Origin of the sequence: Hydrogenophaga sp. (assembly GCF_041913525.1) — a bacterium.
Classification (GTDB): domain Bacteria; phylum Pseudomonadota; class Gammaproteobacteria; order Burkholderiales; family Burkholderiaceae_C; genus Hydrogenophaga.
The window spans coordinates 20,472-34,088 of record NZ_JAYSFD010000012.1; the positions used below are offsets into that span (position 1 = coordinate 20,472).

At 66.1% G+C, this 13,617-nt stretch carries 13 protein-coding genes; 5 read left to right on the forward strand and 8 right to left on the reverse strand.

Annotation, left to right across the window (positions count from 1 at the left end; all coding sequences use genetic code 11):
- Window positions 1-75: 75 nt before the first annotated feature.
- Window positions 76-2,691, forward strand: coding sequence for a DNA topoisomerase (ATP-hydrolyzing) subunit B (gyrB, locus tag ACE3RQ_RS14455; RefSeq protein WP_374522744.1), 2,616 nt, complete (start codon window positions 76-78; stop codon window positions 2,689-2,691).
- Between the two features lie 138 nt (window positions 2,692-2,829).
- Here gyrB and ACE3RQ_RS14460 read toward each other — a convergent pair whose 3' ends face one another.
- Both ACE3RQ_RS14460 and ACE3RQ_RS14465 read right to left on the reverse strand, forming a co-directional pair.
- Entirely contained in the window at window positions 2,830-3,579 is a 750-nt protein-coding gene (locus tag ACE3RQ_RS14460) for an NYN domain-containing protein (RefSeq protein WP_374522746.1), read from the reverse strand.
- A gap of 91 nt (window positions 3,580-3,670) precedes the next feature.
- On the reverse strand, window positions 3,671-4,108 hold the full coding sequence (locus ACE3RQ_RS14465) for a PACE efflux transporter (RefSeq protein ID WP_374522747.1): 438 nt from the start codon (window positions 4,106-4,108) through the stop codon (window positions 3,671-3,673).
- Window positions 4,109-4,341: 233 nt separating this feature from the next.
- On the opposite strand from ACE3RQ_RS14465, the gene ACE3RQ_RS14470 reads away from it, so the two are divergent.
- Window positions 4,342-5,181, forward strand: a complete 840-nt coding sequence (locus ACE3RQ_RS14470) for a FadR/GntR family transcriptional regulator (RefSeq protein ID WP_374522748.1) — start codon at window positions 4,342-4,344, stop codon at window positions 5,179-5,181.
- Window positions 5,182-5,249: 68 nt separating this feature from the next.
- Here ACE3RQ_RS14470 and ACE3RQ_RS14475 read toward each other — a convergent pair whose 3' ends face one another.
- The 4 genes from ACE3RQ_RS14475 to ACE3RQ_RS14490 all read right to left on the reverse strand — a co-directional run bounded on the left by ACE3RQ_RS14475 (window position 5,250) and on the right by ACE3RQ_RS14490 (window position 9,121).
- Complete coding sequence (locus tag ACE3RQ_RS14475) at window positions 5,250-5,603, reverse strand: NIPSNAP family protein (protein WP_374522749.1); 354 nt, start codon at window positions 5,601-5,603, stop codon at window positions 5,250-5,252.
- Complete coding sequence (locus tag ACE3RQ_RS14480) at window positions 5,600-7,297, reverse strand: FAD-dependent oxidoreductase (protein ID WP_374522750.1); 1,698 nt, start codon at window positions 7,295-7,297, stop codon at window positions 5,600-5,602. Before ACE3RQ_RS14480 ends, ACE3RQ_RS14475 begins: the two co-directional genes overlap by 4 nt.
- A gap of 87 nt (window positions 7,298-7,384) precedes the next feature.
- Entirely contained in the window at window positions 7,385-8,353 is a 969-nt protein-coding gene (locus ACE3RQ_RS14485; protein WP_374522751.1) for a Bug family tripartite tricarboxylate transporter substrate binding protein, read from the reverse strand.
- A gap of 207 nt (window positions 8,354-8,560) precedes the next feature.
- Complete coding sequence (locus ACE3RQ_RS14490) at window positions 8,561-9,121, reverse strand: hypothetical protein (RefSeq protein WP_374522752.1); 561 nt, start codon at window positions 9,119-9,121, stop codon at window positions 8,561-8,563.
- A gap of 80 nt (window positions 9,122-9,201) precedes the next feature.
- Between ACE3RQ_RS14490 and ACE3RQ_RS14495 the strand changes: the two genes are divergently transcribed.
- Genes ACE3RQ_RS14495 through ACE3RQ_RS14505 form a run of 3 tightly spaced genes read left to right on the forward strand, consistent with a single transcriptional unit; the run spans window position 9,202 to window position 11,467 of the window.
- A complete protein-coding gene (locus ACE3RQ_RS14495; RefSeq protein WP_374522753.1) occupies window positions 9,202-9,822 on the forward strand; it encodes a PolC-type DNA polymerase III in 621 nt (206 codons plus the stop codon).
- Window positions 9,819-10,343, forward strand: coding sequence for an RNA 2',3'-cyclic phosphodiesterase (thpR, locus tag ACE3RQ_RS14500; protein ID WP_374522754.1), 525 nt, complete (start codon window positions 9,819-9,821; stop codon window positions 10,341-10,343). Before ACE3RQ_RS14495 ends, thpR begins: the two co-directional genes overlap by 4 nt.
- A gap of 29 nt (window positions 10,344-10,372) precedes the next feature.
- Complete coding sequence (locus ACE3RQ_RS14505; protein ID WP_374522755.1) at window positions 10,373-11,467, forward strand: 3-deoxy-7-phosphoheptulonate synthase; 1,095 nt, start codon at window positions 10,373-10,375, stop codon at window positions 11,465-11,467.
- 4 nt (window positions 11,468-11,471) lie between these two features.
- Here ACE3RQ_RS14505 and infA read toward each other — a convergent pair whose 3' ends face one another.
- Together infA and ACE3RQ_RS14515 are read right to left on the reverse strand one after the other, a co-directional pair.
- A complete protein-coding gene (gene infA / locus ACE3RQ_RS14510; protein ID WP_066260756.1) occupies window positions 11,472-11,726 on the reverse strand; it encodes a translation initiation factor IF-1 in 255 nt (84 codons plus the stop codon).
- A gap of 184 nt (window positions 11,727-11,910) precedes the next feature.
- Entirely contained in the window at window positions 11,911-13,611 is a 1,701-nt protein-coding gene (locus ACE3RQ_RS14515; protein ID WP_374522756.1) for an ABC1 kinase family protein, read from the reverse strand.
- Window positions 13,612-13,617: the final 6 nt, after the last annotated feature.

Below are 13,617 nucleotides of genomic sequence, written 5' to 3' on the forward strand. Positions count from 1 at the left end.
CCACCACACCGCGACCTGTCGTGCCAACCCGCTGACGAGCGGGTTTGGCATTTTTAGCGATTGAGAAATACCACCATGTCCGAAGCCCAAAAGCCCTCCGATTCCGTCAACACCGGCTCGGCCAGCGCGGAAAGCTCCAATTTCCAGCCCGCCATCGACGCCCACCAAGCCGGTGCCAGCGAAGGCTATGGCGAGGGTTCGATCCAGATCCTCGAAGGTCTGGAGGCCGTTCGTAAGCGCCCGGGCATGTACATCGGCGACACGTCAGACGGCACCGGCCTGCACCACCTGGTGTTCGAGGTGGTGGACAACTCGATCGACGAAGCACTGGCCGGCCACTGCGACGACATCGTGGTGACCATCCACAGCGACAATTCCATCAGCGTCACCGACAACGGCCGCGGCATTCCCACCGGCGTGAAGCTCGACGACAAGCACGAGCCCAAGCGCAGCGCAGCCGAGATCGCGCTGACCGAACTGCACGCGGGCGGCAAGTTCAACCAGAACAGCTACAAGGTCTCGGGCGGCCTGCACGGCGTGGGCGTGTCTTGCGTGAACGCCCTCTCGAAATGGCTGCGCCTGACGGTGCGCCGCGAGGGCAAGGTGCACCAGATCGACTTCGCGCGCGGCTTCGTGCAGAACCGCATCGTCGAGCAGCACCCCGATGGCTTCGAGGTGTCGCCCATGAAGGTGACCGGCGCCACCGACAAGCGCGGCACCGAGGTGCACTTCCTGCCCGACACCGAGATCTTCAAAGAGAACAACGACTTCCACTACGAGATCCTGAGCAAGCGCCTGCGCGAGCTCTCCTTCCTGAACAACGGCGTGCGCATCCGCCTGAAGGACGAGCGCAGCGGCAAGGAAGACGACTTCTCGGGCGCTGGCGGCGTGAAGGGCTTTGTTGAGTTCATCAACAAGGGCAAGCAGGTGCTGCACCCCAACATCTTCCACGCACTGGGCGACCGCCAGAGCGACCAGAACACCAACATCGGTGTCGAGGTGGCCATGCAGTGGAACAGCGGCTACAACGAGCAGGTGCTGTGCTTCACCAACAACATCCCGCAGCGCGACGGTGGCACCCACCTCACCGGCCTGCGCGCGGCGATGACCCGCGTGATCAACAAGTACATCGAAGAAAACGACCTGGCCAAAAAGGCCAAGGTCGAGGTCACCGGTGACGACATGCGCGAAGGCCTGTGCTGCGTGCTCAGCGTGAAAGTGCCCGAGCCCAAGTTCAGCAGCCAGACCAAGGACAAGTTGGTGTCCAGCGAAGTGCGCGGCCCGGTGGAAGACGTGGTGGCCCGCCTGCTAACCGACTACCTGCAAGAGAAGCCCAACGACGCCAAGATCATCTGCGGCAAGATCGTCGAGGCCGCCCGCGCCCGCGAAGCCGCCCGCAAGGCGCGTGAAATGACGCGCCGCAAGGGCGTGCTCGACGGCATGGGCCTGCCCGGCAAGCTGGCCGACTGCCAGGAAAAAGACCCCGCGCTGTGCGAGATCTACATCGTCGAGGGTGACTCCGCCGGCGGCTCCGCCAAGCAGGGCCGCGACCGCAAGTTCCAGGCCATCCTGCCGCTGCGCGGCAAGATCCTGAACGTGGAAAAGGCGCGCTACGAAAAGCTGCTCACCAGCAACGAAATCGTCACCCTCATCACCGCGCTGGGCACCGGCATCGGCAAGGCCAGCGCGGAAAGCGGCAAGAGCGGCAGCGACGACTTCGACGTGGCCAAGCTGCGCTACCACCGCATCATCATCATGACCGACGCCGACGTGGACGGCGCCCACATCCGCACGCTGCTGCTGACCTTCTTCTACCGCCAGATGCCTGAGCTGGTGGAGCGCGGCCACATCTACATCGCGCAACCGCCCCTGTACAAAGTGAAGGCCGGCAAGGAAGAGCTCTACCTGAAAGACGGCCCCGCGCTGGACCTGTTCCTGCTGCGCATCGCGCTGAAGGAAGCCAAGGTGAGCACCGGCGGCGCCACCCCCACCGTGCTGGAAGGCGACACCCTGGGCGAACTGGCGCGCAAGCACCAGGTGGCCGAAAACGTGATCGACCGCCTGAGCGCCTTCATGGACGCTGAGGCCCTGCGCGCCGTGGCCGACGGCGTGTCGCTCAACCTGGACGACATGGAGCAAGCCGCCGCCAGCGCCCAGGCCCTGCAGGCCAAGCTGCGCGAACTCACCACCACCGGCGTGCCCGCCGAAGTGGCCGCCGAGTTTGACCAGCGCACCGACAAGCCCGTGCTGCGCATCAGCCGCCGCCACCACGGCAACATCAAGAGCAGCATGATCACGCAAGAGTTCGTGCACGGCGCCGACTACGCCGCCCTGGCCACCGCCGCCGACACCTTCCGCGGCCTGCTGGGCGAAGGCGCCAAGGTGATGCGAGGCGAGGGCGACCGCCAGAAGGAAGAACGCGTGAGCGACTTCCGCCAGGCCATGCAATGGCTCATCCACGAAGCCGAGCGCACCACCAGCCGCCAGCGATACAAAGGCCTGGGCGAAATGAACCCCGAGCAGCTCTGGGAAACCACCATGGACCCGGCCGTGCGTCGCCTGCTGCGCGTGCAGATTGACGACGCCATCGAGGCCGACCGCGTGTTCACCATGCTCATGGGCGATGAGGTGGAACCGCGGCGGGATTTCATCGAGACCAACGCGCTGCGGGCAGGGAACATTGACGTCTAAAGTCCGTCGCCCCCAAAGTCAGCCTAAAACACAAGGCCCGTGAGTCACCCACCTCACGGGCCTTGTGTTTTGAACGTCCACACTCCCTGGAAGTCAGGGCAACTTTTATTCATGCCAAGGCATCGTGAGCCTCCCAAATCAATTGGTCAGTCGAACAGTCCAGTGCCCTCCTGCCTCCTGCTGGACCTTGAGCAATTCATAGGTCTTCAACATATCCAGAAGACCAGAGTGCCCATAGACCTTGGGTGAAAACGAGGGATCGGCGCGCTTCAGGTACGAGCCCAGCCCGCCCACACTGACTTTTCCTTCGGATGTGTCTGCCGCCAGCAGCGCAACCGCATCGACGACGAACATGGGTCGCAGCTTCGGTGCCGGCTTGGCTGGGTCTGGCTTGACCACCTCTGTTTTTGACGGCCCTTTGGGTTGTGCCACTGCGGCTGGCTCAGGCCTCACCCACTCAAAAAACTGGTCACTTGCATTGCGCAATGCATCGGGGCTTTTCGCTTCGCCCACGATGTGCACCGTAGCGCCACGTTCACGTAGCTTGCGGCACAAGTACGCGAAATCCGAGTCGCTGGTGACGAGACAAAAAGTGTCGGCACGGCGATCAAACAATGCCTCCATCGCATCGAGCGCCAGGGCGATGTCGGAGGTGTTTTTTCCGGCCGCGTACTGGTATTGGAGACAGGGCGTGAAGGCCAATTTCACCAACGCCTCTTGCCACTTGTTGGCCAGGGTATTGTGGTTGCCATATCCACGGCGCAAAACGACACGTCCAAATTGCGCGACCACGCGCAGTGCGTACTCCAGGATTTCGGGGGTGGTGTTGTCGCAGTCAACCAAAACGGCGACGCGCGACTCGTGGTCTGAGTGATGGTTGTTTGCCATGTGCGCTGGCCGCCCTGTAGTCCCTGTAGTGTTTGGCGCTCATCATAGACAGCCGTATCCAGAGATGGCCGGTGCGATCCTAGCAATGGCGCTAAGCACTCTCGGCTTTGGCCAGCGCCGACGCCGGCAGCCCAAACACCTTGTCGAACCCCAGGTTGAACACGAAGGTGAAGACCAGAAAGTAGACGATGAGGCCGAGGTCGAGCACGAAGGCTTGCCAGAGGCTGATGTCGAGCCACCAGGCGAAGAGGGGCACCAGGGTGATGACGAGGCCAGCCTCGAAGCCGATGGCGTGGGCGGCGCGGCGCAGCATGCTGCGGCCGCGCACAGTCTGGCGCGACTCCCAGCGCTCGAACAGGGTGTTGTAGAGCAGGTTCCAGGCGACGGCAATGGCGGATGACGCAACGGCGGCCACGCTGGCGTGGGCCACGCTGCTGTCGGAAAAGGACGACAACCCGATGGTGGATGAGGTGATGGCCAGGGCCTCGAAGAGGATGACGTAGACGATTTTTCGGCGGATGCCCTGCATGGCGAAGGAAAGGGGAAGGCCGCCGGCGGACTGCCGGCTGCGAAGTGCCCCATTGTCGGTGCACCCAGCAACCCGACCCCTCACGTGCGGTATGCCAGCTCGTCGCCATAGACCCACGTTGATGTTGATGGCATCGATTTCTGCTGGGTGGATAGACGCTCAGAGGGTGCGTTAAGCCCCTATCATTGGACACTCGCTCTTTGGTAGAGCCTTTAACCCACCCCAAAATCACCATGGCCGTGAGCAAAAAAACCCCTGTGGCCAATGCCAGCGCCGAGGCGGATACCCCGCGCCCCGCGTCGCTGAGCTTCCAGGCCGTGCGCTCGACCCGCGCGTTTGAAGAAATCGCCACCCAGATTCGCCAAGAGTTGGCGCAAGGTCGGCTGAAGATTGGCGACCGCCTGCCGTCCGAGCGGGCCTTGTCCGAGCAGTTCGGTGTGTCGCGCAACACGCTGCGCGAGGCGCTGCGCTCGCTGGAATACGCGGGTCTGGTGCGGTTGCAAAAGGGCGCCAGTGGCGGCGCGTTCATCAGCGAAGGCAGTGCCGAGGCCATCAACACCGGCCTGCTGGACATGTACCACGTGGGCTCGATCCAGCCGGGGCAACTGACCGAGGCGCGCATCTGGCTGGAGTCCATCATCGTGCGCGAGGCCTGCCTGCGCGCCCGCCCTGAAGACATTGAGGCCCTGCGCGCGAATGTGCGCGAGGCCGAGGAGGCCAGCGCCGAGGGCGACTTCGCCCGCCGGGCAGAGATTCACCTGGAGTTCCACCGCATCCTGGCGCGCATGACGCAGAACCCGGTGATGGTGATCGTGATGAATGGTGTGCTGGCGGTGTTGAACCAGTTCGTGCAATCGATTGGTTCGTACGAAAACGCGTTCGTCATTCCCTCGCGCAAGCGCTTCCTCAAACACATGGAAGCGCGCGACGCCGACGCCGCCGTGGCCGAGATGGAGTCGAGCCTGAAGCGCCTGCAGCGCAGCTACCTGTCGCTGGCAGGCCCCGACAGCGAAAGCACGCCCGCCCAGCGCGCGGTGCGCAATAAGCCGATGGCACCGCGAAAAACCGCCTGAACGCGACCTCGCCAACAAAAAGGCCCTGCCATTTGGCAGGGCCTTTTGCGTGGTGCGCTCGCCGGTGCTTAAACCCAGCCAGGCATGTTCACCGAGCGGATGAGGCGCGTCTCCTGCGTGCTGATCAGGTGGGCGGAAGCCGCCAGGTAGGCAGGGAAGTCGGGGTGGGTGTCGCGGGCGTGGCAGCGGCGCTCGTAGTCGGCCATGTCTTCGTAAGCCCACAGGTGCACGAACTGGTTCTGCTGGCCCACGACCGTGGTCCAGAACCCCACCGGGTGGCCCAGGGTCTGCATCAGCACCGGCATGGCCAGGCGGTTGAAGACCTCCAGGAACTCGGGCATCTTGCGCAGCACGATGTTGTACGTGCGGTGGTCGATGAGCGGGCGACCCGGAATCGGGCGAATAACGGTGGGTGCGGTCATTGGCTTGTCTCGGCCTGGTCGGCGATGTGGTTGGCGGTGAGGTAGCCAAACGTCATGTTCGGCCCGTGGGTGATGCCCGCGCCGGGGTAGTTGCCTCCCATCATGCTGGCGCGGTCATTGCCCACAGCATACAGACCGGCAATCGGTGTGCTGTCGCGCTTGAGCACCTCGCCCACCACGCTGGTGGTGATGCCATCGAACGTGCCCAGGTCACCCATGAGCACCTTGATGGCGTAGAACGGCCCGCGCTCGATGGGCGCCACACAGGGGTTGGGGCCGTGCTCTGGGTCGGCCAGGTAGCGGTTGAAGGCGGTGGAGCCGCGGCCAAAGGCCGGGTCTTCGCCGCGCGCGGCCGGGCCGTTGTAGTCGCGCACGGTTTGCTCCAGGCCCTGCGGGTCGATGCCGCACTTCTGCGCCAGCTCGGCCAGGGTCTTGCCCTCGATCAGGTAGCCGTTGCGCAGGAAGGGGCCGATGGGCATGGGCGCGGGCTTCACGTAGCCCAGGCCGTACTTGCCCAGCGCGGTCTTGTCGCACACGAGCCACATGGCGGTTTCGGGCATGCCCGCGCAGGCACGCGTGAGCGCGGCGCCCACGTCGTGGTACGAGTTCGATTCGTTGGTGAAGCGCCGCCCGTTGCTCAGCACGCCGATGATGCCGGGCTTGTAGCGGTCCAGCAGGTGGGGGAACACGCCGGTCTCGCCCTTGCCGAAGTCCACCTTGGTCACGGGCATCCAGGCCGCGCTGTCGGCAAAGCGGATGTCCACCACGCCACCCACCTGCTCGGCCATGCGCGCGCCGTCGCCGGTGTTGCTGGTGGGGGTGGGCGAGAGGTGCTCGTGCCCGCGCTTGAGGTGCGGGTAGGCCTGGGCGATGCGCTTCACGTCGTGCGGGAAGCCGCCGGCGGCCAGCACCACGCCGTGGCGTGCGCGCAGGCGCTGGCCGGTGCCGGTGAGCACGCCCACGGCGCGCTCGCCGTCCATCAGCACCTGCTGCGCCGGCGTGCTGGTGAGGATGGGAATGCCCAGGTCGAGTGCCGACTTGGCCAGGCGCGCGGCCAGGGCGTTGCCGCTGGTGACGTTGATGGCGCGCTGGTAAAGCACCAGCTCTTTGATGTGGTTGGCCAGGCGGCGCGCCACGTAGAAAAAGGAGGTGAGCGACTTGGTGGCGCGGAAGAAGTGCTTCAGGTCGGCGTTGGATGAGTTGAACATCATGCCGATGAAGGTGATGGTCTTCAGCGGGGGTTTGAGGCGAGGCATGTCGCGCCCCAGGCCGCGGATGTCATAGGGCTTGGCCAGGATGGAGCGGCCCACCGGGGCGCCACCGGGCGCATCGGGGTGGTAGTCGGGGTAGAGCGTGGGCAGAAACTGCATCTCGGTCTCGCGCTCAAAGAACTCGACCATCTTGGGGCCGTGCTCGATGAAGGCGTTGACGGTGGCCTCGTCGTAGAACTGGCCGCACTCGTGGCGCAGGAAGGCGCGCACCTGCTCGGCGGTGTCGGCGGGGTTCTGCTTCAGGCCATGGTGGTTCAGGGGAATCCACAACACACCGCCCGAGAGCGCGGTGGTGCCGCCGAACACCGGCTCTTTCTCCAGCACCACCACGTCCAGACCGCGCTTCTTGGCGGTGATGGCGCACGACAGCCCGGCCGCGCCGGAGCCCACCACGATCAGGTCGTATTCGGTTTTTTCAGACATCAGTCCCACCTCTCGGTATCCAGGAACACCAGCGCCCCTGAACGGGGCGCAAAAAAGAGCCGGAGCCTGACGGCCCCGGCAATAAGATCAATCGGCGCGGATGTTGTGCTTGGCGATGAGCTGGCTCCACATCACCGTCTCACGGGTCATGAGGCTCATGAACTCGGTGGACGAGGTGGTACGCGGCACGGCGCCACTGGCCAGCATCTTGTTGCGGATGGTCTCGTCGGCCATCACCTTCTTCACCGCGGCGTTGAGCTTGTTCACCACGTCGTCGGGCGTGCCGGCGGGGGCCAGCAGACCGAACCAGACCTCGGCGGTGAAACCCGGCAACACGGAGGCAATGGTGGGCACGCCCGGCACCACGGGCGAAGGCTTGTCGGTGGCCACGCCCAGCATGGTGAGTTGGCCCTGCGACACCAGCCCCAGCATGGCGGGCGAGGGCGTGGTCAACAGCATTTGCACCTCACCCGTGCGAACGGCCATGGTGGTGTTGGCCTCACCGCGGTAGGGCACGTGGTTCACCTTGAGGTTGGCCATCTGCGACAGGCGGGTGGACGCCAGGTGGCCATACGAGGCGGTGCCCGCCGAGGCGTACATGATGCCGTTGGCCTGGGCCTTGGCGTATTGCAGAAATTCGTTCAGGTTGTTGGCCGGCACGCCCTTGTTGGCCACCAGCACCATGGGCACGGACGTGGTCACCGAAACCGGCTTGAAATCGCGCAGGGGCTCGTAGCCGGCCTGGCGGTTGAGCAGCGGTGCAATCAGCAAGCCGTTGTTGGGGTACAGCAGGGTGTAGCCGTCGGCCTTGGCGCGGGCCACGGCCTGCGCGGCGATGGCACCCGATGCACCGGGCTTGTTGTCCACCACCACCGGTTGCCCCAGCAGCTTCTGCAGTGGCTCCTGAATCATGCGCACCTGCGAATCGCTGGTACCTCCGGCAGGGTACGGCACCACGATGGTGATGGGGCGGGATGGAAAGGCGTCTTGGGCAAAGGCCATGCCCAGGGGCAGGCTGGCCAGGGTGGCAAGCAGGGCACGTTTGGCGAAGTTCATGCGGGTCTCCTACGGACGGGTTGGCGATCAGTTGGCGAGGGCTGATGGCCCTTCTGGTGAATTCGGTTCAACCGATGGTCCATCAAAAAATGATGGGTTCAATGGTTGGTCCAAATATTGTAGGGCACGCCAATGCAGATTTCAAACCCGGGTGAAAGCGGAGGGGGTCACGGGGAAGCGACCCTGTGCAGCCGCCACCGCAAGAACTCACCAGCAACTGAAGCCGGTGATGATGGCCAGGCGCTCTACCCGCGTAGGGGGGCCGAACAAATCGGCCAGCGCTGCCACGGAAAAGGGGAAACCGAAGGACTTGGCACCATCGGCGGTCGCGAACAAGAGATCAAATGAGCGACCGCAAGCCCCCACGTCCAGACCGATCACACGCTCGTGTTCGTCGAGGTGAAACGACAGGTATTGGTGCCGTCCCACCAGCGATTCGTGTGCGGCCAGGTCGCCACGCCAGATGGCGTGCTGGCCCTTGCCCACTGGCTCGAAGCGCAGGCCACGGGCGCGCAGAACCGCCGCGTCAATCTCGCGAGAGTTCACCCAGGTGCCATCGGGAAAACGCAGGCGAAAGGGCGGCGCCCGGTCCAGCCGGATCCACAGGTCGTCGATGGGGTTGCTCTCGCGCCCGGCGTAGCGCAGGGCCCGCACGGCCTCGCCGCCCTCGCGCTCCAGAATGCGGGTCTCGGCGTCTTGCGGCAGGGCGCAGGCTTGCAGCCACAACGAGACGGCAAGGGCCAAACTGGTCAGAAATGGGCGTCGCATGGCGTGCCATCTTGCCGCGTCCGTTGCCCTGCGCCCGTTGAGATGGCTCAACGGTCGATCGTGTGCGGTACAAATCGGGCATGCCCAGCCCCCGCATTGCCGTCATTGACTTCGAGACCACCGGCATCTCGCCCGCCCAAGGCGACCGCGCCACCGAGGTGGCCATCGTGCTCACCGAGGCTGGTCGCGTGGTCGACCGGTTTCAGAGCCTGATGAACGCGGGCGTGCGCATTCCCTCGTTCATCACCCAGCTCACCGGCATCACCAACGACATGGTACGCGCCGCACCGGCGGCCGAGCAGGTGATGCGCGAGGCCGCCCGCTTCGTGGGCGACGTGCCGCTGGTGGCGCACAACGCCGCGTTTGACCAGCGCTACTGGCGCGCCGAGCTGGCGCTGGCGGGCGTGGACGCCACACAGCCTTTTGCCTGCACGGTCTTGCTCTCGCGCCGGCTCTACCCCGACGCCCCCAGCCACCGCCTGGGCGCACTGGCTGACTGGTTTGACCTGCCACGCAGTGGCCGCGCCCACCGGGCCTTGGCCGATGCCGAGGTCACCGTCGAACTGCTGGCCCGCATGCGCCATGACCTGATGCACCGCCACGGCGTGGCCGAGCCCGACCATGCGTTTCTGCGCGCCTTGCAGGCCTGCACCAAGGCCAAGGTGCCGCGCTTTCTGGCCGAGGCGGTGGCCAATGCATGAACCCGGCCGCAATGCCCACGGCGCGCCTGTTCCTGGCGCTGTGGCCGTCGGCCAGCGTGCGAGATCAACTGGCCTCGTACGTGAGCCAGTGGCAATGGCCTGCGGGTGCGCGCTTGTACGCCCCGGACGATTGGCACCTGACGCTGCACTTCATCGGCGCCGTGGCGCGCGAGCGCCTGCCCCAACTGTTGCACGACCTGCACGCACCGCTGGTGCCCTTTCACCTGAGCCTGGACCAAGCTGAGGCCTGGCCGCAAGGGCTGGCAGTGCTCACGCCGCGCGACGTGCCGCCAGCCCTGATCGCCTTGCACGAACAATTGCGCCAGCGCCTGCTGGCGCACGGCCTGCCCGTGGAAGAACGGGCGTTTCGGCCGCACGTGACGCTGGCCCGGCGCGCCACCGGGGCGCAAGCGCCCGCCTCCCCCTTGGCCGTTCACTGGCCAGTGCAAGGCTACGCCCTGGTGGAGTCCACACCGCAAGGGCCGGCGCGGTACCGCCTGCTGTGGCGCCACGGCGAGTAGGCCGTCGCCATCCGCGACAATGCTCGCCCATGAACACCCGCGCCGACTTCAGCACCCACGACACCACCCGCATCGACGACCTGCGCATCCGCGCCGTGCGGCCCCTGCTCACCCCCGCTCTGCTCGAAGAGCGCCTGCCCGCCACCGAGGCGGTGGAGGCCGTGGTGGAGCGCAGCCGCCAGGCCATTGCCGATGTGCTGCACGGCCGCGACGACCGGCTGGTGGTGGTGATTGGGCCGTGCTCCATCCACGACCACGACCAGGCCATGGAATACGCCCGGCGCCTCAAGGTGGAAGCCGACCGGCTGGCGCAAGACCTGGTGATCGTGATGCGGGTGTACTTCGAGAAGCCGCGCACCACCGTGGGCTGGAAGGGCTACATCAATGACCCGCACCTGGACGGCAGCTTCGCCATCAACGAGGGCCTGGAAATGGCCCGCCGCCTGTTGCTGGACGTGCTTTCGCTGGGCCTGCCGGTGGGCACCGAGTTTCTGGATTTGCTGAGCCCGCAGTTCATCAGCGACCTGGTGAGCTGGGGCGCCATCGGCGCGCGCACCACCGAGAGCCAGAGCCACCGGCAACTGGCCAGTGGCCTGAGCTGCCCGGTGGGCTTCAAGAACGGCACCGATGGCGGCGTGAAAGTGGCGGCCGATGCCCTGCTGGCCGCGCGCGCCGAGCACGCCTTCATGGGCATGACCAAGATGGGCCAGGCCGCGATCTTCGAGACCCGAGGCAATGACGATGGCCACGTGATCCTGCGCGGGGGCAAACAGCCCAACTACAACGCCGCCGACGTGGACGCGGCCTGCGCCATGCTCAAGGCCGCTGGCCTGCGCGAGCAGGTGATGGTCGATGTGTCACACGCCAACAGCAGCAAGCAGCACCGCCGCCAGATCGACGTGGCCGCCGACGTGGCGGCGCAAGTGGCAGCGGGCGACGCCCGCATCATGGGGGTGATGATCGAGAGCCACCTGCACGAGGGGCGCCAGGACATCGTGCCGGGTCAGGCGCTGCAGCCAGGGGTGAGCGTGACCGATGCCTGCATTGGCTGGGAGCAGTCGGTGCCCGTGCTGGACGGGCTGGCCGCTGCGGTGCGCGCGCGCCGCCAGGGCGCCCGCGCTTGAGGGCTTAGCGAGGCTTGCGCGGCGCCATGGGGCCGCGGCCTTCGATGTGGCGGAAGTTGATGCGGCCCTTGGTCAGGTCGTAGGGCGAGAGTTCGAGAGACACGCGATCACCCGCCAGGATGCGGATGTGGTTCTTCTTCATCTTGCCGGCGGAGTAGGCGATGAGTTGGTGACCGTTGTCCAGCGTCACGCGAAAACGCGTGTCGGGCAGGACTTCGTTGACGATGCCCATCATGTCGATGAGTTCTTCCTTGGCCATGGTGTATTCCTCGAATGGCGGCCACCGGCGCAACTCAGGCGCGGCCAGTGGTCAGGGTTGGAAGGCAGCTCGGCGCTTGCCGTCGGCAGAAGGTGCCGTGGGCCGAAGCGGGAGGGGGCGGGAAGCGTCCCGCACGGGCAGAATGGCTCTGCCGGAAAACCCGTAACTGTATCACGTGGCGAAATTATTCGCCCGGATCTGCGCTGTTGCGGCCAGTGCGCCAGATGGCGCGCACCAGCCAGGCGCCGCCCAGCACGGCGCCCATGAACCCCAGGAAGCCGAAGGCCGGCAGCCCCCAGATGGTGGGGCCACCTTCCACTGTCATGACGATCGACGATCCCACGATGAGGGCCGAAATCACCAGGGCCATGGCCAGGCGGTTGGCCGCGCGGTCGATCTGATCGCCCACGCGGCGCAAGTGCGCCACCTCGATGCCCACCTGTAGCCGGCCACGGCGGGCGTTGCGCAACAGGCGCGCCACGTCGCTGGGCAACTGCTCGGCCACGGCCAGGGCGCGGCGCAGCGCCTGCCAGCTGCGCGTGGCCAGCACCTTGGGGCGGTAGCGGTCGCGCACCACTTGGCGAAGCTGCGGCAGGGCTTCGTTGGCCATGTGAAAGGCCGGGTCCAGCCCGCGCCCCATGCCTTCAAGGGTGATGAAGGCCTTGATGAGCAGGGCCAGGTCGCTGGGCAGGGCGAGGTGGTGCTCGCGCAGCAGGGTGGTGACGTCGGCCAGCATCTGCCCCAGGTTGAGCTGGGCCAGCGGCACGCCGTGGTACTGGTCCACGAAGGCCTCGATCTCGCTTTCCAGTTGCGAGAGGTTCACCCCATGTTCGTCGCCGGTCCACTCAATGAGCACATCGGCCACCGCCTGGGGCTGGCGCTCCACCAGGCCCAGCAGCAGCGACAGCAGTTCCTCGCGCCGGCGCGCCGACAGGCGCCCGACCATGCCGAAGTCGATGAAGGCGATGCGGTTGTCGGGCAGGTAGAACACGTTGCCCGGGTGCGGGTCGGCGTGGAACACGCCGTCCTGCACGATCATCTTGAGCACGGCCTGGGCGCCGCGCTGAGCCAGCAGGGTGCGGTCGTAGCCGTCGTTGTCGAGTTGTTCCAGGTGATGGCCGGGCACGCCCACGATCAGGTCTTGCACGTTCACCCGCTCGCGGGTGTGCGCCCAGTGCACGCGTGGCACCACGATCCAGGGCAGGCTGGCCATGTTGGCGGCGATGCGCTCGGCGTTTCGGCATTCGCTCGCCAGGTCGAGTTCGCGTTTGAGGGAACGCGCCAGCTCGCGCACCAACTGCTGCGGCCGGTAAGGACGCAGCGCGGGGATTTCGGCCTCGGCCACGGCGGCCAGGCGGGCGAGCAGGCGCAGGTCGGCGGCAATGGTGTCGGCGATGCCAGGCCGGCGAATCTTGACGATGACCTCGGTGCCGTCTTTCAGTTGTGCGCGATGCACTTGCGCAATCGACGCCGCGGCCATGGGCTCGGGGTCAAAGCGGGCGAACACCATCTCGGGCTGGTCGCCCAGGTCTTCCACCAGTTGGGGCCGCAGCAGGGCCAGGGGCACTGGTGGCACCTGGCTGTGCAGCTTCTCGAACTCGGCGATGAACTCAGGGGGGAACAGATCGGCCCTGCCCGCCAGGATCTGGCCCAGCTTCACGAAGGTGGGGCCCAGTTCTTCCATGGCCAGGCGCACCTGCACTGGCGGCTCCAGCCGGGCCAGGTCGGCGGCGTGGTCCCATTTGAGGGCGTGCCCGGCCTTTTCCAGCGAATCGGCCAGGCCCAGGCGGCGCACGGTGTCGCCAAACCCGTGGCGGATGAGCACGCCCAGAATGGCGTTGAGCCGGCCCATGTCGCGGGCGGCGCCGAGGGTTTCGATCAGCATGGGCGG

What these genes read in the sequence shown, in the direction of transcription:
- gyrB (WP_374522744.1), top strand. Translation starts at nt 76, where the DNA reads ATGTCCGAAGCCCAAAAGCCCTCCGATTCCGTCAACACCGGCTCGGCC.
- ACE3RQ_RS14460 (WP_374522746.1), bottom strand. Translation starts at nt 3,579, where the DNA reads ATGGCAAACAACCATCACTCAGACCACGAGTCGCGCGTCGCCGTTTTG.
- ACE3RQ_RS14465 (WP_374522747.1), bottom strand. Translation starts at nt 4,108, where the DNA reads ATGCAGGGCATCCGCCGAAAAATCGTCTACGTCATCCTCTTCGAGGCC.
- ACE3RQ_RS14470 (WP_374522748.1), top strand. Translation starts at nt 4,342, where the DNA reads ATGGCCGTGAGCAAAAAAACCCCTGTGGCCAATGCCAGCGCCGAGGCG.
- ACE3RQ_RS14475 (WP_374522749.1), bottom strand. Translation starts at nt 5,603, where the DNA reads ATGACCGCACCCACCGTTATTCGCCCGATTCCGGGTCGCCCGCTCATC.
- ACE3RQ_RS14480 (WP_374522750.1), bottom strand. Translation starts at nt 7,297, where the DNA reads ATGTCTGAAAAAACCGAATACGACCTGATCGTGGTGGGCTCCGGCGCG.
- ACE3RQ_RS14485 (WP_374522751.1), bottom strand. Translation starts at nt 8,353, where the DNA reads ATGAACTTCGCCAAACGTGCCCTGCTTGCCACCCTGGCCAGCCTGCCC.
- ACE3RQ_RS14490 (WP_374522752.1), bottom strand. Translation starts at nt 9,121, where the DNA reads ATGCGACGCCCATTTCTGACCAGTTTGGCCCTTGCCGTCTCGTTGTGG.
- ACE3RQ_RS14495 (WP_374522753.1), top strand. Translation starts at nt 9,202, where the DNA reads ATGCCCAGCCCCCGCATTGCCGTCATTGACTTCGAGACCACCGGCATC.
- thpR (WP_374522754.1), top strand. Translation starts at nt 9,819, where the DNA reads ATGAACCCGGCCGCAATGCCCACGGCGCGCCTGTTCCTGGCGCTGTGG.
- ACE3RQ_RS14505 (WP_374522755.1), top strand. Translation starts at nt 10,373, where the DNA reads ATGAACACCCGCGCCGACTTCAGCACCCACGACACCACCCGCATCGAC.
- infA (WP_066260756.1), bottom strand. Translation starts at nt 11,726, where the DNA reads ATGGCCAAGGAAGAACTCATCGACATGATGGGCATCGTCAACGAAGTC.
- ACE3RQ_RS14515 (WP_374522756.1), bottom strand. Translation starts at nt 13,611, where the DNA reads ATGCTGATCGAAACCCTCGGCGCCGCCCGCGACATGGGCCGGCTCAAC.